The sequence below is a fragment of the Acinetobacter sp. FDAARGOS_515 genome (genome assembly GCF_003938865.1).
GTDB lineage: Bacteria > Pseudomonadota > Gammaproteobacteria > Pseudomonadales > Moraxellaceae > Acinetobacter > Acinetobacter ursingii.
In genome coordinates, this window is the sequence record NZ_RKIX01000003.1 from 2,390,904 (window position 1) to 2,412,017 (window position 21,114).

Annotated in this window: 19 protein-coding genes; 13 read left to right on the plus strand and 6 right to left on the minus strand. The window is 40.9% G+C overall.

Annotation, left to right across the window (positions count from 1 at the left end; translation table 11 throughout):
• The first annotated feature begins 65 nt into the window (after positions 1–65).
• Complete coding sequence (gene cgtA, locus EGS47_RS13165) at positions 66–1,292, plus strand: Obg family GTPase CgtA (protein WP_044434271.1); 1,227 nt, start codon at positions 66–68, stop codon at positions 1,290–1,292.
• 90 nt (positions 1,293–1,382) lie between these two features.
• Positions 1,383–2,516 (plus strand): glutamate 5-kinase, encoded by a 1,134-nt coding sequence (proB, locus tag EGS47_RS13170; RefSeq protein WP_004986962.1) that lies wholly within the window; start codon positions 1,383–1,385, stop codon positions 2,514–2,516.
• A 23-nt stretch (positions 2,517–2,539) separates the two neighbouring features.
• Here the strand turns inward: proB and EGS47_RS13175 are convergent, their stop codons facing one another.
• Positions 2,540–3,193: an HAD family hydrolase gene (locus tag EGS47_RS13175; protein WP_119686200.1), complete on the minus strand. Its 654-nt coding sequence runs from the start codon at positions 3,191–3,193 to the stop codon at positions 2,540–2,542.
• The gene (locus EGS47_RS13180; protein WP_119686199.1) at positions 3,160–4,368 is read right to left on the minus strand and encodes a DUF1615 domain-containing protein; all 1,209 of its coding nucleotides are present in this window, start codon (positions 4,366–4,368) and stop codon (positions 3,160–3,162) included. The genes EGS47_RS13175 and EGS47_RS13180 overlap by 34 nt, the downstream gene beginning before the upstream one ends.
• An 81-nt stretch (positions 4,369–4,449) precedes the next feature.
• Between EGS47_RS13180 and dusB the strand changes: the two genes are divergently transcribed.
• The gene (gene dusB, locus EGS47_RS13185; protein WP_119686226.1) at positions 4,450–5,475 is read left to right on the plus strand and encodes a tRNA dihydrouridine synthase DusB; all 1,026 of its coding nucleotides are present in this window, start codon (positions 4,450–4,452) and stop codon (positions 5,473–5,475) included.
• Positions 5,476–5,487: 12 nt separating this feature from the next.
• Positions 5,488–6,015 carry a DinB family protein gene (locus EGS47_RS13190; protein WP_119686198.1) on the plus strand — a complete coding sequence of 176 codons (528 nt, stop codon included), beginning with the start codon at positions 5,488–5,490 and terminating at the stop codon, positions 6,013–6,015.
• Between the two features lie 112 nt (positions 6,016–6,127).
• Here EGS47_RS13190 and EGS47_RS13195 read toward each other — a convergent pair whose 3' ends face one another.
• Positions 6,128–7,168, minus strand: a complete 1,041-nt coding sequence (locus EGS47_RS13195) for an NAD(P)H-dependent flavin oxidoreductase (protein ID WP_119686197.1) — start codon at positions 7,166–7,168, stop codon at positions 6,128–6,130.
• Between the two features lie 238 nt (positions 7,169–7,406).
• Between EGS47_RS13195 and eat the strand changes: the two genes are divergently transcribed.
• From eat to EGS47_RS13220, 5 genes are all read left to right on the plus strand, one after another.
• A complete protein-coding gene (gene eat, locus EGS47_RS13200; protein WP_119686196.1) occupies positions 7,407–8,855 on the plus strand; it encodes an ethanolamine permease in 1,449 nt (482 codons plus the stop codon).
• Positions 8,856–8,865: 10 nt separating this feature from the next.
• On the plus strand, positions 8,866–10,251 hold the full coding sequence (locus tag EGS47_RS13205) for an ethanolamine ammonia-lyase subunit EutB (RefSeq protein ID WP_125269726.1): 1,386 nt from the start codon (positions 8,866–8,868) through the stop codon (positions 10,249–10,251).
• A 12-nt stretch (positions 10,252–10,263) separates the two neighbouring features.
• Positions 10,264–11,079 (plus strand): ethanolamine ammonia-lyase subunit EutC, encoded by an 816-nt coding sequence (eutC, locus tag EGS47_RS13210; RefSeq protein ID WP_004986947.1) that lies wholly within the window; start codon positions 10,264–10,266, stop codon positions 11,077–11,079.
• A gap of 127 nt (positions 11,080–11,206) precedes the next feature.
• Positions 11,207–12,466 (plus strand): putative DNA modification/repair radical SAM protein, encoded by a 1,260-nt coding sequence (locus EGS47_RS13215; protein WP_004986945.1) that lies wholly within the window; start codon positions 11,207–11,209, stop codon positions 12,464–12,466.
• Between the two features lie 27 nt (positions 12,467–12,493).
• Positions 12,494–13,273, plus strand: a complete 780-nt coding sequence (locus tag EGS47_RS13220; RefSeq protein ID WP_125269727.1) for a TIGR03915 family putative DNA repair protein — start codon at positions 12,494–12,496, stop codon at positions 13,271–13,273.
• A 1-nt stretch (position 13,274) separates the two neighbouring features.
• Here the strand turns inward: EGS47_RS13220 and EGS47_RS13225 are convergent, their stop codons facing one another.
• Positions 13,275–13,865 carry a 2-hydroxychromene-2-carboxylate isomerase gene (locus EGS47_RS13225; RefSeq protein WP_005004954.1) on the minus strand — a complete coding sequence of 197 codons (591 nt, stop codon included), beginning with the start codon at positions 13,863–13,865 and terminating at the stop codon, positions 13,275–13,277.
• A 37-nt stretch (positions 13,866–13,902) separates the two neighbouring features.
• Entirely contained in the window at positions 13,903–14,604 is a 702-nt protein-coding gene (locus tag EGS47_RS13230) for a VIT1/CCC1 transporter family protein (RefSeq protein WP_005004953.1), read from the minus strand.
• 428 nt (positions 14,605–15,032) lie between these two features.
• Here EGS47_RS13230 and EGS47_RS13235 point away from each other — a divergent pair, with 428 nt between their 5' ends.
• From EGS47_RS13235 to EGS47_RS13250, 4 genes are all read left to right on the plus strand, one after another.
• Entirely contained in the window at positions 15,033–15,461 is a 429-nt protein-coding gene (locus EGS47_RS13235) for an organic hydroperoxide resistance protein (RefSeq protein ID WP_005004952.1), read from the plus strand.
• A 209-nt stretch (positions 15,462–15,670) separates the two neighbouring features.
• A complete protein-coding gene (gene aspT / locus EGS47_RS13240; RefSeq protein WP_035272147.1) occupies positions 15,671–17,356 on the plus strand; it encodes an aspartate-alanine antiporter in 1,686 nt (561 codons plus the stop codon).
• A 56-nt stretch (positions 17,357–17,412) separates the two neighbouring features.
• A complete protein-coding gene (locus EGS47_RS13245; protein WP_005004949.1) occupies positions 17,413–19,011 on the plus strand; it encodes a bifunctional aspartate transaminase/aspartate 4-decarboxylase in 1,599 nt (532 codons plus the stop codon).
• Between the two features lie 269 nt (positions 19,012–19,280).
• On the plus strand, positions 19,281–20,426 hold the full coding sequence (locus EGS47_RS13250; protein WP_005004947.1) for an acyl-CoA dehydrogenase family protein: 1,146 nt from the start codon (positions 19,281–19,283) through the stop codon (positions 20,424–20,426).
• Positions 20,427–20,495: 69 nt separating this feature from the next.
• On the opposite strand, the gene EGS47_RS13255 is transcribed toward EGS47_RS13250, so the two are convergent.
• The gene (locus EGS47_RS13255; protein ID WP_005004946.1) at positions 20,496–21,014 is read right to left on the minus strand and encodes a DJ-1/PfpI family protein; all 519 of its coding nucleotides are present in this window, start codon (positions 21,012–21,014) and stop codon (positions 20,496–20,498) included.
• Positions 21,015–21,114 lie beyond the last annotated feature (100 nt).

Consider the following 21,114-nt stretch of genomic DNA (forward strand, 5'->3'; position numbering starts at 1 on the left):
TATTCGAGAAATCTATTAAAATATGGCAGAATAGGCGGTTTTTAGAGATTTCAGAGGATTGGCACATGCGCTTTGTTGATGAAGCAGTCATTACCGTAGAGGCTGGCGACGGTGGCAATGGCGTAGCCAGTTTTCGCCGTGAAAAATTTGTACCGTTTGGTGGACCAGATGGCGGCGACGGTGGTCGTGGTGGTAGCGTGTATATCCAAGCGGATGACGATACCAGTACACTGGTGGACTATCGTTATACGCGTAAATTCCGTGCAGAACGTGGAAAAAATGGTTCAGGTGCGAACTGCTCAGGTCGTGGCGGTGAAGATGTTATTTTAAAAGTTCCTGTGGGAACAACCATTGTTGATACTGACTCAGGCGATATTATTGGCGATTTAGTCAAAGACGGTCAGCGTGTTTTAGTTGCTCATGGTGGCGATGGTGGTTTGGGAAATACTCATTTTAAATCATCAACCAACCGTGCACCGCGTAAATTTACTACTGGCGTCAAAGGCGAATTTCGTGAAATTCGTTTAGAGCTCAAAGTATTAGCAGATGTTGGTTTGCTCGGTATGCCAAATGCAGGTAAATCTACTTTTATCCGTGCAGTCAGTGCGGCGAAACCGAAAGTTGCGGATTATCCGTTTACCACGATGGTGCCAAATCTGGGTGTGGTCGATGCCGATCGTCATCGTTCGTTTGTCATGGCAGATATTCCAGGGTTGATTGAAGGTGCAGCAGAAGGTGCAGGGCTCGGAATTCGCTTCCTGAAACATTTGGCGCGGACTCGTATTTTATTACATATCGTGGATGTGCAACCGATTGATGGTTCAGATCCTGCGCATAATGCTAGAGCTATTGTGGCGGAACTGGAAAAATTCTCTCCGACCTTGGCAAAACTGCCGATTGTATTGGTTTTAAACAAACTGGATCAGTTGGATGAAGATAGCCGTGATGAATGGTGTCAACACATCATTGATGAATTGCAATGGACAGGACCAGTGTTTAAGACTTCTGGTTTGTTAGAGGAAGGCACTAAACCTGTGGTGTATTACCTCATGGATCAGATTGAACAACAACGCGAACGCGAAGTTGAAGATCCAGAATACGCAGCAGAAGTGAAAGCATTCCGTGAACAGCTTGAAGCTGAAACACGTGAACAAACCATCGCAGCCAAAGAAGCATATCGTGCTATGCGCCGCGCACAACGTCTGGAAGGTTTACTGGCTGGTGAAGACGATGATGACTTCGATGACGAAGATGATGATAACGATGTCGAAAGTATTTATGTACGTGACTAGAGTTCGCAATTTGGCTTTTTAAAAAACCTTTAATTCTCCCTGCGAAGCACTCGTCTCTGCTTCGCAAGGGGGAAATAATTTGAGGAAAACATGATAGAAGTGGTGGATGGGCAACGTCAGCTCAATGCGTGTAAACGAATCGTTGTTAAAATCGGATCATCGCTACTCACAGCAAACGGGCAAGGTTTAGATTTAGATGCAATCTCGCATTGGGCAATGCAAATTGCTGATCTACACACTGCTGGACACGAAATTATTTTGGTTTCGTCTGGTGCTGTAGCTGAAGGGATGGTACGCATGAAACTGACCAGCCGACCCACCGATCTACCCAGCCTGCAAGCCTGTGCGGCTATTGGTCAAATGGGCTTGATCCACACTTGGTCAAGTGTACTTGAAAAGCATCATATTCAGACTGCACAAGTGCTTTTGACACATGATGATCTGGCGGATCGTCGTCGTTACTTGAACTCTTGTGATGCTCTGCAAAATCTGATTGACTGGCGTGTGATTCCTGTCATTAATGAAAATGATACGGTATCCACCGATGAAATTCGTTTTGGTGATAACGATACCTTGGCAGCCATGGTGGCAGGGCAAGTGCATGCAGATTTATTAATTATTCTGACCGATCAACAAGGCATGTTTGATTCCGATCCACGCAGTAATCCAGATGCCAAGCTCCTAACTGAAGTCCGTGCTTTAGATGACAGTTTGTTTGAAATGGCAGGCGGTGGTGGAGTGCTTGGTCGTGGCGGAATGGTCACTAAAGTCCGTGCAGCACGTCTTGCTGCTAAATCAGGCTGTCCAACGCTGATCGCCAGTGGTGAAAGCGATCGTGTTTTATCACGTTTGATGGCAGGTGAAATGCTCGGAACTTTATTTAGTACCGATAAAGACCGTATGACCGCGCATCAGCAATGGTTGGCAGCACATTTACAAACCGCAGGTCGTTTAATTATTGATGATGGTGCTGTGGAGGCGATTAAGGAACGTCATCGCAGTTTATTACCTGTGGGTGTGAAAGCGGTCGAAGGACATTTTGATCGTGGTGATGTGGTGGAATGTGTAGACAAATCGGGTAAACGTATTGCCGTCGGGCGAGTCAATTTTAGCTCACAATCTGCTGATATTATTAAAGGATTGGCTTCGGACAAAGTCTATCAAGTGCTAGGTGAAGCGCGTTCACTGGAAATGATCCATCGTAACCACATGGCGATTTACTAAATTTTAAAAATAAAACAACTCGCTTAGGCGAGTTTTTTTACATCTGCTAATCGAGGTAACTGTTGATCTTCTCCGACCATATAGCAGCTATCTGCCAGACTAAACATCTGTAAATCTTCATAGCTATTGCCATACGCATAAACATGCGCGTAATCATTGAGATGATAAGCCTCATGAACTCGAATCTTTTTCTGCTCAGAACTACAGTCGGGTGTGGAATATTGACCTGTAATGAATCCATTATGGATTTCGACTTGTGTACAGATCAGATCGATATTGAGGATTTCACACACTGGTTTCAAATACAAATCGATTGAAGCAGAAACCAGTACCACTTTATCGCCTTGCGCCTGATGTTGTAATAGGCGTTGAAATAGCTGAGTGTCCAGATTTTTCACTAAAGTTTGCGCGTATTCTTGACCCAGTTGTTGTAGTTGTTTTGCTGAATTTCCTTTAAACATCGTACTAAAAAGCTTGGCGCGCATAGCATCAGCGGAATAAAGTTTTAAATAATAAGCCTGAATCCATGGAAGAATTTTCAGGCCTTTACGCATGATATGTCTTTTAGACAAAGTATAAAAAATAAAGCCAGTGAAACTATCTTTCGTACAGAGTGTTCCGTCAAAATCAAACAGGGCGAGATTTATAGTCTTATTCTTTTCGCTCGTTGCATACATGTTTCATATCTTCCATTGACGCGGGAGGCAAACCAGTTGGTATTGTAATCTCGGCTTAATTTAGGCCCAGAAATAATGACTTGTGGCATGATGGCATAAATAGGTTCTTTGCCTGTCTTTGTTTTGTATAGTTTTTTCACTGCAATATAGGTCTGAGTATCTTCAAAAGATTTCTCTTTCTCTTTTTTTAGGTCTGAACGAATTTGACGCGGTGTCACCAGTACATTATTTTGCGCAAAGACAGAAATCAATTCTTTCTCAGATTGGCTAAGGACTGCACGAGGACTGCCATCTTTATTATAAAGCAACAAATCACCATCCAGATCCAGTTCTTTCGGTGTTAAATCATTGAGCATACTTTGAAAAGCTGCGTTACGACTTGAATACATGCCTGAATTATAATCAGCAAATCGATAAATTGATTTATTATAATCGGCAGGGTACATCATTAAACGATGTATTCCATAATATAAGCCGCCATATTGTGTATATAAATCGTCACGTAATTCATTGGTATTCATGCGTGAACGCTTATGATCCTGAGCATAAGTAATCAGCACTTGCATAGAACCCAGTGTAGTAATCGGATTCATTTTTTCGCCAATATCCTGACCTACCAGTTTGGCTGCACCTGTTAGGGCACTGACATGGTAATGACTCGCCATAAAATCAAAAATCTGGCGATAAAGTAAATCCAGATCGCGTTCTGTACGGACTTTACGCATTTGGCTCATATAATTATTATCTGGAGAGGGTTGGTTTTTGAGTACGTCCTCAAAATAACCCGCAACTTGACCACCAATCGTAGTCCCTAGCTTTTCTTCAAATTTCTCATTTAAACGTGTATTAACTTCTTTAACCGCTTTCGCACCCAAGCCAGGTACCACGGGATCAGCCACAAAATTAGATTCCTGATCGACCACGGCGACAATACTGCATACATTTTCTTTGGTTTTTGGAATGCCTAATTTTTGCATAATGTCGTCAATATCATTGGCCCAAGATTCACGACCATTCACGCGTGTCGGAATCACACGTTTAATCTGTTCTGCTTTAAATTCTGGCTCATCTTTTTGAGACCACCAATTACCATCACCGCATCCAACTAATGCAAGACTCAACGTAATTGTGCTCAATGATTTTAAATAAAAACCAGATTTAATTGGGCTATTCATGCAAGCAGGGCACCTTGATAAAAAGATGAGCAAAAAAGACAGATGCAGTATACTATGTTGATCAAAAAAAGCATGAATATTATGTATATTGGTTCCTATCAACTGTCAAATAATTTAATCGTTGCCCCAATGGCCGGAGTCACTGACCGTCCATTTCGTTCGCTATGCAAATATTTTGGAGCAGGGCATGCGGTCAGTGAAATGATGACCGCCGATAAAACGTTGCGCATGACGAAAAAAAGTTTATATCGTGCTAATTTTGATGGTGAGCTTGCGCCTATTTCTGCACAAATTGCAGGTTCTGACCCTGAGCAACTGGCTGAAGCGGCACGTTATCAAGTCGCAAATGGTGCCCAAATCGTTGACATTAATATGGGTTGTCCTGCTAAAAAAGTCTGCAATAAGCTGGCAGGCTCAGCCTTGTTGCAGGATGAAGATCTGGTGGCACGTATTTTAGATAGCGTGGTTGCCGCAGTGGATGTTCCTGTGACCTTAAAAACTCGACTAGGTTTTTTAAATGGTCATGAAAATATCCTACGAGTTGCGCAACGTGCCGAACAAGCAGGCATTGCAGCATTGGCCTTACATGGTCGAACTCGTGAAGATATGTATTTAAATACTGCGCGTTATGATTTGATTAAGGAAGTAAAGCAACTTCTAAATATTCCTGTAATTGCCAATGGCGATATTGATGGTCCAGAAAAGGCTAAATTCGTGCTGGATTATACGGGTGCTGATGCGATCATGATTGGGCGTGCAGCGCAGGGTCGTCCGTGGATTTTTCGGGAAATTGCCTATTATTTGAAAACTGGTGAACATTTGGCTGCACCCAGTATCGCTGAAGTAAAACAGGTGTTACTGGGGCATCTGGATGAGCTGTATCAGTTTTATGGTGAATATTCAGGCTGTCGCATCGCACGTAAACATATTGCTTGGTACACCAAAGGCTTACGCTCAAGTAATGAGTTTCGGCAAAACATGTATCAAGTTGAAACGACCCATCAACAGGCTCAAGTCGTGGAAGCTTATTTTAATCAATTATTGGATCAAGGACATATCATGAGTGATGTCCAGATTGAACAGGTCGATTTATTGGCGATCAATTAAGAATAAGCAGCCATGACGGATATTTATAAAATCAGTAAGGAAAGTCTACTGCTTTTAGCTGAATATAATGTCTGGGCAACGCAGCGATTATTGAATAGCTTGAAACTATTATCTGATGATGAACTGCATCGTGATGTCGGTTTATTTTTTGGCAGCATTTTGGGAACATTGAATCATCTTTTGGTCGGTGAACATTTACTTTGGTATGTGCGGTTTGCTCAGTCTATTTCTCCCAAAATGGCACTAAATGCTATTGTTGAACAGAATCCTGTGCAATTATTTATAGAATTAGAGTCAAGAGCTAAAAACTGGATCGCTTTTCTTGAGCAGTTAGATCAAGAAAAATTGAACAGTCAGTTCAGTTATCAAACGGCAAGTGGTGAAACCAAGTGTTTACCTTATGCAGCGACTTTATTGCATATTTTTAACCATGCGACTCACCATCGAGGGCAGATTACCGCAGCCTTAACGGGATTGGGTTATGAGTGCCCTGAGCTTGATTTGGTCTATATGCTGGTAGAAAAGCATGCATCCTTGTGAGATGCTAAATAGAAGTTTTTATCGCTTTTGTTTCATCACTGTTTAGCTCCTCTTTTTTTCTCCTGAAGTGAGAAATAAAAAAGATTTATAAAAGAAATCTGAGAGATTAAGCTTATTCACTCATTTCTAAAATCAATTGATTGATTAAATCTCGTGCTTCCATCTCACGAATTTGTGCGACATTACTGCCTGCCCAAAACGCACCATAGCCGTGATCACCTGCCTGAGTTGCGATAGCATGTAGTTGTTTAGCCAGATCATAAGCATAAGGGTAAGCCGCTACAGTTGGGCGTTGTGGATGGTCAATTTGAGTATGCCAGTGATTAATAATACCGCGCGCAGGTCGACCAGAAATACTGGATGTGATTTGGGTAAGGGGCTGATTTAAAAGTGCCTGACGATAAGCTGCATTGGCATTTGAAGTTTTACATTGCACAAAAGCGGTGCCGAGTTGAACGGCTTGTGCACCTAAGCTGATGATTTTTTTGGCTTGATGACCATTCATAATCCCGCCTGCCGCAATCACAGGTGTATGACAATGCTGAGTAATCAGTTGTACCAGATCCGCTGTTTTTACAGCACCATCTAGATCGGCATTGAATATTCCACGATGCCCACCTGCCTCGATACCTTGTGCAATAATGATATCAATTCCAGCGGCCTCAATCGCTTTAGCTTCAGCCAGATTGGTTGCAGAAACCAATGTGATGATTCCTGCTTGTTTTAAAGCCTGTATTTGATGGGGATGTGGAATTCCAAAATGAAAACTGACCGCTTTCGGTTGGGTTTCCAATACCAGATTTAAGAAGTCATCATTGTCCAAAAAGCTTGGGTAGATACATTGCAAGGTTTGCGGCGGTTGTGCATGAAAACGTTCAAATTCTGGGGTTAAATACTCGATCCAGCGTTGAGCTTCCTGCTCATTTAAAATTTGAGGTTGATGACAGAAGAAATTCACTTGAAATGGCGCATCTGTAAGGGCTTGGGTTTTAAGTATTTGTTCTCTAGCCGAACTGATATTATTTGCTCCCAAACCCAGAGAACCTAAGCCACCACTGTTGGAGACTTCGGCTGCTAGTTCAGGTGTTGATACACCTGCCATCGGAGCTAACAGAATCGGGTGTTTAATTCCAAGCTGCTGTAATATTGACATATTCTTATGATCCAGATGTTTTACTCACCATAGCCTGAATTGTTCAAAAGAAGCAAATCATGTTCAGTATTTTTTTATTAAATGATGAGCTTGATGAATTGCTTCTGATTTTGTGGATCTAGCCCATATTTTAATGGTGAACTTTGTTACTTTGCATGCCTTAGACGTTTAAATTCCAAATATCTGGTATGAATTATGCTTGTTTCTTCTCATAAAAATGAAAAATGAGAGAAAGCTCATGTCAGAAACCAAATCCATTGCAAGTGATATTGCTTCGTCTCAAGATGAACATAAAAGCCATCATGAATATTTTGCCCAAAGGCAGCTAAAACAAGGCGCAGTTGGCTGGATACTTCTGGTTGGACTCGGTGTGGCTTATGTCATTTCTGGGGATTTTGCGGGTTGGAATTTTGGTCTCGCGCAAGGTGGCTGGGGAGGTATGTTTATTGCCACTGTGGTCGTCGCCATCATGTATTTATGTATGTGTCTTGCCATGTCGGAAATGTCAACCATGCTACCTACGGCGGGAGGTGGTTATAGTTTTGCCCGTACAGCCTTTGGGCCACTGGGAGGTTATCTGACAGGGACGGCAATTTTGATTGAATATGCGATTGCACCCGCTGCGATTGCTGTATTTATTGGTGCATATTGCCAGTCCTTATTTGGCATTGGCGGATGGATCGTCTATTTAGTTTGTTATTTGGTCTTTATGGGGATTCATTTAAAAGGCGCAGGTGAAGCCCTAAAAATCATGTTTGTCATTACCGCCGTTGCTTGTGTTGCATTGTTTGTCTTTATTATTGCAATGATTCCACATTTTAATAGCGCCAATTTATTTAATATTGCGGTCACAGATCATGCAGGAGCAAGTAATTTCTTACCCATGGGCTATATCGGGATCTGGGCGGCAGTACCTTATGCCATCTGGTTTTTCTTGGCCGTTGAAGGAGTGCCTTTAGCGGCAGAAGAGGCCAAAGATCCGGCAAAATCCTTACCACGCGGTTTGATTGGTTCCATGTTGATTTTAGCTGCTTTTGCCTTGCTGATTTTATTTTTAGGGGCGGGTGCAGCAGGTGCTGATCAATTAAAAGCCTCTGGTGCGCCTTTGGTGGATGCTCTGGTTGCTGTTTATGGTAAAAATACATGGTTGGCCAGTTTTGTAAATTTTGTAGGTTTAGCTGGGCTCATTGCAAGTTTCTTTTCAATTATTTATGCCTATTCACGACAAATCTTCGCATTGTCTCGTGCAGGTTATTTACCTAAAAAGTTATCGCTGACCAATAAAAATAAAACCCCACATTGGGCGATTATTATTCCCGGCATTATTGGCTTTTTATTATCGTTATCTGGGGAGGGGGATTTACTTATTTTAATGGCTGTTTTTGGTGCAACGCTCTCTTATGTGTTGATGATGTTGTCTTATATCAAACTCAAAATTTCACGTCCAAATTTGCCTCGTCCTTATAAAGCACCGGGTGGCATTGTGACTGCTTCGATTGCACTAATTTTATCGGCGATTGCAGTCGTGGCAGGCTTTTTAGTGGATCCTAAAGTCTGGTTGATGGCAGCAGCGATTTATGTGGCGTTTATTTTATATTTTATGTTCTATAGTCGGCATCATTTAGTGACAGGTACGCCTGAAGAGGAATTTGCCAATATTAAATCGGCTGAAGAAGATTTGCGCTAGAGGAATTGTCATGTCATTTGAAATCATCGTTGCCCAGCAGCGTTATGTGTTTAAGGACTTAAAAACATTATTGGCAAAAGCAACGCCTGAACGCTCGGGAGATCAGTTGGCTGGTGTAGCGGCAATGGATGCAACGGAACGTGTCGCGGCACAAATGGCTTTAGCTGATCTGCCGCTCAAACATTTTTTGAATGAAACGGTGACAGCCTATGAACAGGATGAAATCACGCGTTTAATTATTGATGAACATGATGCTTTGGCGTTTTATCCAATTTCGCATTTTACCGTAGGTGATTTTCGAAATTGGTTACTTTCTGCGGATGCCACCACTGAAAAACTGACTGAATTGGCAACTGGACTCACGCCTGAAATGGTCGCTGCGGTAAGTAAAATTATGCGTAATCAGGATTTGATTTTGGTTGCGAAAAAATGTCAGGTCATTACCCAATTTCGAAATACCATCGGTCTGGAAGGACATTTATCCACTCGATTGCAACCGAATCATCCCACCGATGATCTGCTTGGAATCTCGGCCAGTATTCTGGATGGTTTAATGTATGGTAATGGCGATGCGGTGATTGGGATTAACCCTGCCACCGATAATTTACAGAATTTATCTGAGCTGTTGAAATTACTAGATCATGTGATTCAGCACTATGAAATTCCAACACAGTCTTGCGTTTTAACTCATGTCACTTCGGGGATTGAACTGGCAGATCGAGGTGTGCCGATTGATTTAATGTTTCAGTCCATTGCAGGAACGCAACAGGCCAATGATGCCTTTGGTATTTCTCTGTCTGTTTTACAGGAAGGTTATGAGGCGGCATTAAGTTTAAAACGTGGAACTTTGGGGCAAAATGTCATGTACTTTGAAACAGGTCAGGGCAGTGCTTTATCCAGTAATGCCCATTTTGGGGTCGATCAGCAGACCATCGAAGCCCGTGCTTATGCTGTTGCCCGAAAGTTTAAGCCGCTACTGGTCAATACTGTAGTTGGCTTCATTGGGCCTGAATACCTTTATAATGGTAAGCAAATTATCCGAGCAGGTTTGGAAGATCATTTTTGTGGCAAATTATTGGGTGTGCCGATGGGCTGTGATATTTGCTATACCAATCATGCCGATGCTGATCAGGACGATATGGATATTTTACTGACCTTATTAGGTAATGCAGGAATTAATTTTATTATGGGAATTCCTGGTTCAGATGATGTGATGTTGAATTATCAGACCACGTCATTTCATGATGCGCTGTATGTACGTCAATTATTAGGGCTAGAGCCCGCACCTGAGTTTGCGGCATGGCTGGAGCAACAAGGCATTTTCAAACAATCGCAGCATCATATTCACTGGGCAGAACAAATGCCTGAAAAATTTTCACGTTTGCTGATGTCTTAAATGGAGGTTGTCGTGAACTTGATGAAAGATACTCAATACCCACAGTCATTACATGAAGATGTCTGGAGCAAGCTTAAAAATTTTACTGATGCACGAATAGCACTGGGACGTGTAGGTTGTAGTGTGCCAACCAAGCCATTACTTGAGTTCCAACTGGCACATGCGCAAGCCAAAGATGCTGTTTTACAGGCATTAGATATCGAATTATTTAAAAGAAAGTTATCACATTTAAATCATCAATTACTGCTGATTCAGAGTTGTGCTGTAGATAAAGAAACTTATCTTAAACGTCCAGATTTGGGGCGAAGTTTAAGTGAAAATTCACGTCAGGAATTACAACACTATCAAGCCCAAAATCCCAATAAATATGATGTTGTCATCGTCATTGGAGATGGTTTATCTGCAAGAGCCATCGATGAGAATGCGCCCATTTTGATTGAACATCTAATAGCTGAGTTTAAAGCACTGAAATGGTCAGTTGCGCCTTTGATCATCGCACAGGGCAGTCGCGTTGCATTAGGCGATGAAGTCGCCCAGATTTTGAATGCTAAAATGTTAGTGATGCTGATTGGAGAGCGTCCGGGTCTCAGTTCGCCCGATAGTCTAGGGATCTATTATACTTATGATGCTCATCTGGGTTGTCATGATGCGATGCGCAATTGCATTTCAAATGTACGTCCAGCGGGACTTCCCATATTGATTGCAACACAGCGCTTAATTGCTTTAATGAAAAAATCCCTACAACTGGATTTTTCGGGTGTCAATCTAAAAGATGAACACGAAATGACTGTTGAACATCAGCAGCATGAGACACATTTATTATTTTGATATTGAATGATTAAGACTTATCCGTTACATTTTAAGCGACATCTCATGTCGTTTAAAATGAATACAAATCCCCTGATCAGCGTTGATTTTTTATAATAAACGAATGTGAATTATAAGGTGGATGTTCATGTCTGATCGTATCCGCGAAAAACTACAGATTTTAGCCGATGCTGCCAAATATGATGTATCTTGCTCATCCAGTGGCAGCAATCGGAAAAATAAAGATAAGGGATTGGGCAATACCGGCTCAGGCATTTGTCACTCTTATACTGAAGATGGTCGCTGTGTGTCATTGCTTAAAATTTTATTTAGCAATGTCTGTATTTTTGACTGCGCTTATTGTGTTTCACGTCGTTCCAATGACATTCAACGTGCTGCATTTACCGTGCAGGAAGTGGTTGATCTGACCATTAATTTTTATCGCCGTAATTATATTGAGGGCTTATTTTTAAGTTCCGGTATTTTTAAATCCGCCGACCATACCATGGAGCGTATGTTACAGGTAGTGAAGAAGCTGCGTTTAGAAGAAAATTTTAATGGTTATATTCATCTCAAAACTATTCCAGGTGCTTCACCAGAACTGATCACTGAAGCTGGACTCTATGCTGACCGCATGAGTATTAATCTGGAAATGCCGACAGAAGCAGGATTAAAACGTTTTGCACCTGAAAAAACACATGCTGAAGTACAAAAGGATTTAGGCATTGTACGTGATCGCTTAATTCAGTTTAAGGATGAACGAAAACTGATTCGAACTGTCCCTAAATTTGTGCCAGCAGGGCAAACCACACAAATGGTGGTGGGAGCAGCCAGTGAAACTGATTATGATGTGATGATGATGGCGGATCAGCATTATAAGGAATTTAAACTGAAACGCGTTTATTATTCAGGTTACATTCCAATCAATGAACAAGAAAAAGCTTTGCCTGCAATTGGATCAGCACCACCATTGCTACGCGAAAATCGACTCTATCAGTCTGATTGGCTGATGCGTTTTTATGGCTTTGCTGCCGATGAAATTGTCAATCCGCAACATCCCAATCTAGATCTGGATATCGACCCAAAACTGAGTTGGGCGCTGCGTAATCCAGAACAATTTCCTGTTGATCTAAACCGAGCTGATTACAAAATGATTTTGCGCATTCCGGGAATTGGGGTGAAATCAGCCCAAAAAATTGTACAGGCACGTCGTTTTGGGGCTTTGCGAATTGATCAGTTGAAACGTATGGGGGTGGCGTATAGCCGTGCACAGCATTTTATTCGTTGCGTGGATACTCCACAGTTTCAACGTGATTTACAACCGCATCAAGTACGCCAGCAAATTTTACAATCAGGGCAGTCCAAATATACCAAACAGATTTCACCGCAACTCGGTTTTGGTTTTTAATACGATGGTAAATACGATAATTCTAAAATGATCATTTATCAGTTCGATGGCAGTCTGACTGGACTATTAAGCTGTATTTTCAGAGCATTTCAATTTAAGCAATTTGAAGTGCAATTGGCATTAGAGCATCAGGTGCAGGATTCACTGTTTGCTGAAAGTGTTGTAGTTGCAAGTCATGAGCAGCAAGCACAGCGTGTTTGGAAGGGTTTGACTCAGAAACTTTCTTCAGAAGGGATAAAGCGTTTTCATTATACGTTTTTATCTGAACAATTAATTGCCTTTCAGCATTTGTTTAATTTCGCCATTTATGTATTTCAAAATCCATTTTCAATTGAAAAAAATTATGGTCATGCCGATGTGCTTGGCGTATCACAATGGACCAAACAAGTGGGTCGTGAAAAGCACCGTATGGAAGCTTTTGTAAGATTTAAGAAAACACAAGAAGGCTTATTTATCAGTCTGGTACGTCCAGATTTTAATGTGCTGCCGCTGATTGAAAAACATTTTAAAGCACGTTATCAGGATCAAAAATGGCTGATTTATGATGAAAAACGCCATTTCGGTATTTATTATGATTTAGATCAGATTCATCAGGTCGAACTGGATGCCTCGACACTGGATAAAAATATTGAAAATGGCTTTAGTCAGGATTTTAGTTTAGAACTAGATGAAAACGAAGCCTTATACGACCAGCTTTGGAAAGATTATTTTAAAAGCGTCAATATCGATGCGCGTAACAACATCAAACTGCATATTCAATATGTGCCGAAACGCTATTGGCGTTATATGAATGAAAAAAACCTGTAATTTACCCAGTACGTTTTGACCAGTCCAAAGCATCTTTTAAGCGATCATTTCCCCAAAACAGCTCACCATTTACTATAAATGAAGGTGAACCAAAAATATTAAGCTGTTCAGCTTGAATGCCATTTTGTTTTAAAGCTTGTCTGGCTTGTGCTGTCGTGGCAGTATCAAGAATCATTTGACTATCTAACTGCATATTTTCTAATATATTTTCAATGGTTTTAATTTGGCTAATGTCTTTGCCATGTACAAAATTAGCTTGATAAACCTCACAGATAAAATCAAAAATCCAATCTGACTGAGCATATTGACAGCTAATTCGCGCAGCCAAAAGTCCATTTTGTGGAAAAATTTCAGGACGGTTCAATTCAATCTTTAATTTTTCACAAATCCTTTGCATATCACGCCACATATATTGTCCTTTAACAGGATAGACGTTAAAAGGTGAATCATTGAGTCCTTGTTTTTGAAAAATAGTACCTAATAAAAAAGGGTGCAGACTAAATTGATACTCATCTTTTAATTGGCGAATTTGCATGGCGGCTGGATATGAATAAGTGCTTGCAAAATCAAACCAAAATTGAATGCCTGACATGGTTTATTACTCCATAACCTTTAAATGTGAATCAACTTTACATTGGACTGACATGAAATAGCGAGCCGATCCAGCTCGAAAAAGCCATGGCTAAAATTCCCCAAACCGTAATTCTCAAGCTGCCTTTCCATAATGAAGTGCCCGCAAAATAGCTCGACAATGCACCTAATAACATTAAAGAGAAAATGCCAACCCCCAAGACGACTTTGGCGGTATAAGCACTTGGGCTCAATAAAATCGCAAACATTGGAAATAATGCACCGAGTGAAAAAGACAGGGCAGAGGATAATGCCGCTTGAATTGGACGTGCGGCAGTTTGTTCGATGATCCCAATTTCATCACGAGCATGTGCTTCGAGCGCATCTTTTTCAGTGAGTTGAATGGCGACTTCTTTTGCAAGCTCGGGGGATAAACCACGATCAATATAAATTTTAGTCAGCTCCTCAAGCTCTAAATGAGGATGTTTTTCTAGTAAATGGGCTTCAAACTTTAGATCCGCATGTTCAATATCTTTTTGCGACTGAACTGACACATATTCTCCCGCAGCCATCGAGGTTGCCCCTGAAATCAAACCCGCCAAACATGCAATAAACAAAGTGTGCGAACTTGCCCCACTGGCGGCCATGCCCATGACCAAACTGGTTACGGAAATAATGCCATCATTTGCACCTAATACAGCGGCACGAAGCCAGCCCGTACGTTGAATAAAATGCGGTTCAGCATGATGTGAGTAAGACATAAATAGCCTAAGTATCTGATCTTATATTTTGTAAATAAGCATGCTGAATTGACATGAAAAAAGCAAGGAAATCATGGCGTATCTTGTTGACTAAATAAAGTTGGAATCCAAATGTAACTTGAATATAAATAAAATAATGTGAAGATGTGCTTTAAATATTTTAATTTATTTTAGTTATTCTAAATTTAGTTTCAGATTTTAACTTTATAATCAATTATTCATGAAAATCATCATGCTATTATTTTTTTGCATCTGTTATGGCATTTTAATAAATCCCCAAAAATCATTTTTTTTACTTTTAAAAACTTAATTTTACAATAAGGTCGTATTTCGACAACATAAATTAAAAAAAATAGCATCTTTTCGTTTTAGAGTAGATGAGTAGTTTATGAAGATATTAGATTTATAACGATATTAGAGGAAAAATTATGTCGCTTGAAAAAGTAGTCTATCGTGCTCAAGCAAAAGCAACAGGCGGCCGAGATGGTCAAGTGGTTTCTTCAGACGGTGTTTTAAATGTAAAACTGGGTGTACCCAAAGAAATGGGTGGTGCAGGTGGTGCAGTGACCAATCCAGAACAACTTTTTGCTGGCGGCTATTCAGCTTGCTTTTTAGGCGCAATGAAGTTCGTAGCCAATCGGGATAAAATAAAAATTCCTGCCGATGCCTATATCGAAGGTGAAGTGGGTATTGGCCCGATTCCTACAGGTTTTGGTATTGAGGCGAAACTGAATATTCATTTGGAAGGCATGGATCAAGCAGAGGCAAAAAAATTGGTCGATGCGGCGCATATCGTCTGTCCATATTCCAATGCAACCCGCGGTAATATTGACGTAGAGCTTAATATTATTGTCTAGGGATAAGCTGTATTCAGGTTGCAATTAATTAAAAATATAATAGTTGATCTTTTTTTTTATCGACCACCTATAAATAAAACACCGATTTAACAGGTTAAATTCAAATCTTTATTTCTCTCATGATAAAAGCATCCCAATCAAGATTGGGATGCTTTAAATACAAAATCAACAGCTCTTAAACTTAATAATAAAGAAAGTGAGAGGTTAAAATAATGGAATGGCTACAAAGCGTATTAAAACATAGTCCAGAGATACTCTTATTCCTATCTCTCGCTATAGGATTCTGGATTGGTAAATTCCAGATGGGAAAATTCCAGCTCGGTGGCGTAGCAGGCTCTTTATTGGTTGCAGTGGTATTGAGCCTGATTGGTGTGTCTGTGGATAATGGTGTCAAATCAATTCTGTTTGCATTATTTATCTATGCCGTGGGTTTTGAAAGTGGCCCGCAATTTTTCAAGTCACTCGGTTTGGAATCTATCAAGGAAATATTACTGGCAGGATTCATGGCCATCTGCGGATTGATTACCGTCCTGATCATGGCAAAAATTTTCCATCTAGATAAAGGTCTTGCGGCAGGTCTTGCGGCAGGTGGTATGACTCAGTCTGCGATTATTGGTACAGCAGGCGATGCATTATCTCGGCTAGATTTACCTGTCGATGAAATCTCAAGGTTACAGGCCAATGTCGCGATTGGTTATGCCGTCACTTATATCTTTGGCTCATTAGGTGCGATTATTGTTTGTTCGAATATCTTGCCGAAGTTCATGGGTCGTGAGATTCGGGATGATGCGATCAAAGCACAATCTGAACTGCTCAAAGGTGCGATTGAATTAGCACCAGGTCAGGAAATGGCAATGCCTGAGATTGTAGGGCGGATCTATAAAGTCCAACAAGCCGCAGGAAAATCGATCGGGTCTTTGGAAGCAGAGGCAGGCAGCATTACGATTGAAAAACTCAAACGTAAAGATCAACTGATCGATGCGAGTGCAGACACCATACTTCAGGCTGATGATGTGGTTCTTGTGGTGGGTCGTCGTCCTGCGGTAGTCGCGATGTCAGCTCAGATTGGTTCAGAACTTCAATCCTCAACTGGAATGGAAATGGTGATGGATACCACGGATGTGATTTTAAAGCATTCCAAGTATATCAATCGTACCCTTGCAGATCTAAAAGCCAATACCCCGCCATATCTAAAACATGGCATTTATATTATTTCGATTAAACGTAATGGTGAAAAAATCGCCCTGACGGATGATGTGGTTTTTCAGCGCGGTGATATTGTCACGGTCTATGGTACCCAAAGTGACCTTGCGCGTGTCATTAAAGAAGGTGGTCAAGCATTACCAGAAAGCCTGAAAACAGATTGGGTTTTCCACGGAGCAGGTATCGCGGTGGGTCTAATCATTGGATTAATCGTGGTTCGTGTTGGAGGTATTCCATTAACGCTTGGTGCAGGTGGCGGTGCATTACTTTCAGGTTTGGTGTTTGGGTGGTTACGTAGTCGAAATGAGTTACATGGCAATATGCCACTTGCAGCTTCTCAGCTTCTTCGCGATTTAGGTTTGGCGGGTTTTGTGGCTGCGGTTGGATTGCAGTCTGGTTTACAAGCGATCCAAACCATTAAGGAAAGCGGGTTGTCTTTATTTTTAATCGGTGTTGTGGTCACCATTGTCCCGCTGATCTTAACCATGTTATTTGGGCGTTATGTCCTTAAATATAACAATGTCGCAGTTTTTGCGGGTGCGCTTTCAGGTGCGCGTAGTGCCAATCCTGCGTTCGGTGAGGTCTTGGATAAAGCTGGAAATTCAATTCCAACGGTTCCATTTGCTATTACTTATGCGTTGGCAAATGTATTTTTGACCTTACTTGGCCCCGTGATCGTTGGTTTAGCTTGATCGCGTTACCCACAAAAAATTTTAAATGATTTACAAAAATTAAGGAGTTTTTCCTCATGGCAAAAGTTGATTATTCTAAATATGCAAAACTCAGCCCATTTGAATTAAAAGACGAATTGATCGCTTTGGCACAAAGTAAAACTGATCGCATTATGCTCAATGCTGGTCGTGGTAATCCTAACTTTCTTGCGACTATTCCACGCCGTGCTTTTTTCCAGTTGGGTTTGTTTTCAGCGACTGAATCGGAATTTTCATTTTCCTATATGCCAGAAGGTTTGGGTGGTTTTCCACGACCAGTCGGTTTACAGCAACGCTTTGATCATTTTGTCCTTGAAAACCGTGACAAACCCGGCGTGGTTTTTTTGGGTAAGGCTGTTTCTTATGTGCGTGATCAGCTTGGTTTGGATTCAGATAAGTTCTTGCTAGAAATGGTAGAAGGCATTTTAGGCTGTAACTATCCAGTGCCTGATCGTATGTTGCGTATCAGTGAGTCCATTGTTAAGGAATATATCCTACGTGAAATGGGCGTAAAAGGCATGCCAAAAGAGTCTTTAGATCTTTTTGCAGTGGAGGGTGGAACTGCGGCAATGGCCTATATTTTTAACTCTTTAAAGGAAAATAAGCTGATTGATTATGGTGATAAAATCGCCATTGGTGTGCCTGTTTTTACACCGTATCTCGAGATTCCTGAGTTAAATGATTATCAGCTTGAAGAAGTACTGATTCATGCCGATCCTAATTTGGGATGGCAATACCCTGAATCTGAGCTGCGTAAGCTGGAAGACCCTGCGATCAAAGCCTTTTTCTTGGTCAATCCAAGTAATCCACCTTCCGTCAAAATGAGCGATGAAGGTTTGGCGATTTTGGCAGATATTGTAAAAAAACGTCCAGATTTAATTCTTTTGACCGATGATGTATATGGCACATTTGCAGATGACTTTAAATCACTGTTTGCCATTTGTCCTGAAAATACCATTCTGGTGTATTCATATTCCAAATATTTTGGGGCGACAGGCTGGCGTTTAGGCGTGATTGCAACAGCAAAAGAAAACATTCTGGATAAAAAAATTGCGGCTTTATCTAAAAAAGACAAAGCAGACTTGGAAAAACGCTATGGCTCGTTGACCACAGATCCTGCGGGTATCAAATTTATTGATCGCCTGGTCGCAGACAGCCGTAATGTTGCTTTAAATCATACTGCCGGCCTATCTACACCTCAGCAGGTTCAAATGGTATTGTTTTCATTATTCAATATGATGGATTCACGTCAGGATTATAAAAAAGCAGTTAAATCGGTGGTGCGTGAACGCGATGCTGCTTTGTATCGCCAATTGGGTGTTAATGTTCCACAAGATCCAAATGCGGTGGATTACTATACCTTAGTCAATCTGGAAAATACTTCGCGTCAACTCTACGGAGATGATTTTGCAGATTGGGTCATGAAAACTAAAAATCCGACCGAATTGCTTTTCCGTGTAGCGGATGAAACAGGTGTGGTGTTATTGCCGGGTTCTGGTTTTGGGGTACAGCATCCATCTGCTCGCGCTTCGTTGGCCAATCTAAATGAATACCAATATGCTGCGATTGGTGATTCATTACGACGTTTTGCTGAAGAGTCTTATCAGGAATATCAAAAAACCCGCAAGAAAAAATAATTGCCTATAAACCCATAATCCCCGATAGATGAGAAGATATCGGGGATTTTTTATTGATTTCATTTTGATTTTTCTTCATTTTTTTATTTCATTGCTTAAGATAATAAAGGTTGTAATTTGCTGGATATTTCACAAATCAAGTCTATTTTTAGCGAACATCTGACTGTAAAGTTCTCAACTGTAGAACAATAGTCGATGATTTTTAGTGTAAAAATTATTAGCATCTTGAAGTTTAACGATAGAACAACAACATCGAAAAGGAAGTAAAAATGCTAGCTTATGATGCTGATCTGGAATTATTTCGCGATAATTTTAAACGTTATATGAATGAGCAGATTGCTCCGCATTATGATCAATGGGAACGTGAAGGTATCATGCCACGTTCAGTATGGTCATCGCTGGGTGAAAATGGTTTTTTATGTGTCGATGTACCTGAAGCTTATGGTGGCTATGGCGTACCTACACACTACTCTTTAATGTTGGTTGAAGAATCTGCCCGTGCAGGTTACGGAGCTTTATCAACAGCAATTTCATGTCATTCAGAAATTGCTGCGCCTTATATTCTGCACATTGCCAATGAAGAACAAAAGCAATATTGGCTGCCTAAAATGGTGAGTGGTGAAGTGGTTGGTGCGATTGGTATGACGGAACCAGGAGCTGGTTCTGATTTACAAGCGATGCGTACCAGTGCGATTTTGCAAGATGATCATTATATTCTCAATGGTTCTAAAACGTTTATCTCAAACGGTCAACATGCAGACTTGGTTGTACTTGCAGTCAAAACAGATCCGCAGGCACGTGCTAAAGGCGTATCTCTGTTACTCGTCGATACTCATCTGGACGGTTTTAAAAAAGGCACGAATCTCGATAAAATCGGGCTGCACTCACAGGATACCTCTGAACTTTTCTTTGACAATGTCAACGTTCCAAAAGATCAGTTATTAGGGCAGCCTGGACAAGGTTTTGCTTATCTGATGCAGGAATTACCACGTGAACGAACTGCCATTGCAGCTACAGCTTTAGGTGCAATTCGTGGTGCGATTGATGTCACCATCAAATATGTTAAAGAGCGTCAGGCTTTTGGTCAGCCCATTGCAAATTTTCAAAATACGCGTTTTGTTTTGGCTCAGGCAAAAATTGATGAATTGGCAACGGCTGCTTTTTATAATCAAAACCTTGCCTTATATCAACAATCAAAACTTGATGTCGACACTGCGGCTGCACTGAAAAGCTTTAGTACCGATATGCAAATGAAAGTTGCTGACAATTTACTTCAGTTGTTTGGTGGTTATGGTTATATGACCGAATATCCAATTTCGCGTTTCTTTGTCGATGCACGTATTCAGCGAATTTACGGTGGAACCAATGAAATTATGAAAGAAATTGTCGCACGTGGGATGATTGGGAAGTCGTAAAATACCCAATAAGATCATTAAAAATGGGAGATCATTGATCTCCCATTTTTTTGTATTTTATTTAGACATTTACAAACGTAACACTTTTAAGGTTTCATCGACAAATTTTGGAAATAAATCTGCACTGCGCGATGAAATATATAAATTATTGTCATTCACCACATCTTGATCCAGACAAACCGCCCCTGCATTTTCTAGCTCATCTAAAATGGTTTGCATCGCGCAAATTCGTCGACCTTTGACCACACCTGCATGCATCAATAACTGCGGCGCATAACAACAAATAAAGATGGGTTTTTGTAAATTGGCAAATCGACGTACAAAATACACAAAGCGCTCATCGTTTCTTAATGCTTCAGGAGATTCACCGCCTGGAATCAGTAGAGCATCGAAATGATGAACATCACTATCATCAATGCCTAAATCAATAGTCGTCGATGTTTTACGTTGAATGCCATAAACAATATTGCCTTCCTGATGCTCGATATTAATCACACTATGGCCTGCGGCACGATAGGCGTGTACAGTTTCACAGTATTCGAGATCCTCAAAATCATGAGTGACTAAAGTGGCAATGGTTTTTGACATTTTTATTCTCCCTTTTCAGGAAGGTTTTTATAGGAACTTAATACAATACGGCTTGAATCAAAAAACAACATTGACGCTTTGTAGTGAAAGCGTCATCAAT

Bases quoted from the DNA above. Each gene is read 5' to 3' on its own strand.
- proB (WP_004986962.1), top strand. From the start codon at position 1,383: ATGATAGAAGTGGTGGATGGGCAACGTCAGCTCAATGCGTGTAAACGA.
- EGS47_RS13230 (WP_005004953.1), bottom strand. From the start codon at position 14,604: ATGTCTTACTCACATCATGCTGAACCGCATTTTATTCAACGTACGGGC.
- EGS47_RS13255 (WP_005004946.1), bottom strand. From the start codon at position 21,014: ATGTCAAAAACCATTGCCACTTTAGTCACTCATGATTTTGAGGATCTC.
- EGS47_RS13250 (WP_005004947.1), top strand. From the start codon at position 19,281: ATGCTAGCTTATGATGCTGATCTGGAATTATTTCGCGATAATTTTAAA.
- cgtA (WP_044434271.1), top strand. From the start codon at position 66: ATGCGCTTTGTTGATGAAGCAGTCATTACCGTAGAGGCTGGCGACGGT.
- EGS47_RS13245 (WP_005004949.1), top strand. From the start codon at position 17,413: ATGGCAAAAGTTGATTATTCTAAATATGCAAAACTCAGCCCATTTGAA.
- EGS47_RS13180 (WP_119686199.1), bottom strand. From the start codon at position 4,368: ATGAATAGCCCAATTAAATCTGGTTTTTATTTAAAATCATTGAGCACA.
- EGS47_RS13225 (WP_005004954.1), bottom strand. From the start codon at position 13,865: ATGTCAGGCATTCAATTTTGGTTTGATTTTGCAAGCACTTATTCATAT.
- dusB (WP_119686226.1), top strand. From the start codon at position 4,450: ATGTATATTGGTTCCTATCAACTGTCAAATAATTTAATCGTTGCCCCA.
- EGS47_RS13235 (WP_005004952.1), top strand. From the start codon at position 15,033: ATGTCGCTTGAAAAAGTAGTCTATCGTGCTCAAGCAAAAGCAACAGGC.
- EGS47_RS13175 (WP_119686200.1), bottom strand. From the start codon at position 3,193: ATGTATGCAACGAGCGAAAAGAATAAGACTATAAATCTCGCCCTGTTT.
- EGS47_RS13190 (WP_119686198.1), top strand. From the start codon at position 5,488: ATGACGGATATTTATAAAATCAGTAAGGAAAGTCTACTGCTTTTAGCT.
- EGS47_RS13195 (WP_119686197.1), bottom strand. From the start codon at position 7,168: ATGTCAATATTACAGCAGCTTGGAATTAAACACCCGATTCTGTTAGCT.
- EGS47_RS13215 (WP_004986945.1), top strand. From the start codon at position 11,207: ATGTCTGATCGTATCCGCGAAAAACTACAGATTTTAGCCGATGCTGCC.
- eat (WP_119686196.1), top strand. From the start codon at position 7,407: ATGTCAGAAACCAAATCCATTGCAAGTGATATTGCTTCGTCTCAAGAT.
- EGS47_RS13220 (WP_125269727.1), top strand. From the start codon at position 12,494: ATGATCATTTATCAGTTCGATGGCAGTCTGACTGGACTATTAAGCTGT.
- EGS47_RS13205 (WP_125269726.1), top strand. From the start codon at position 8,866: ATGTCATTTGAAATCATCGTTGCCCAGCAGCGTTATGTGTTTAAGGAC.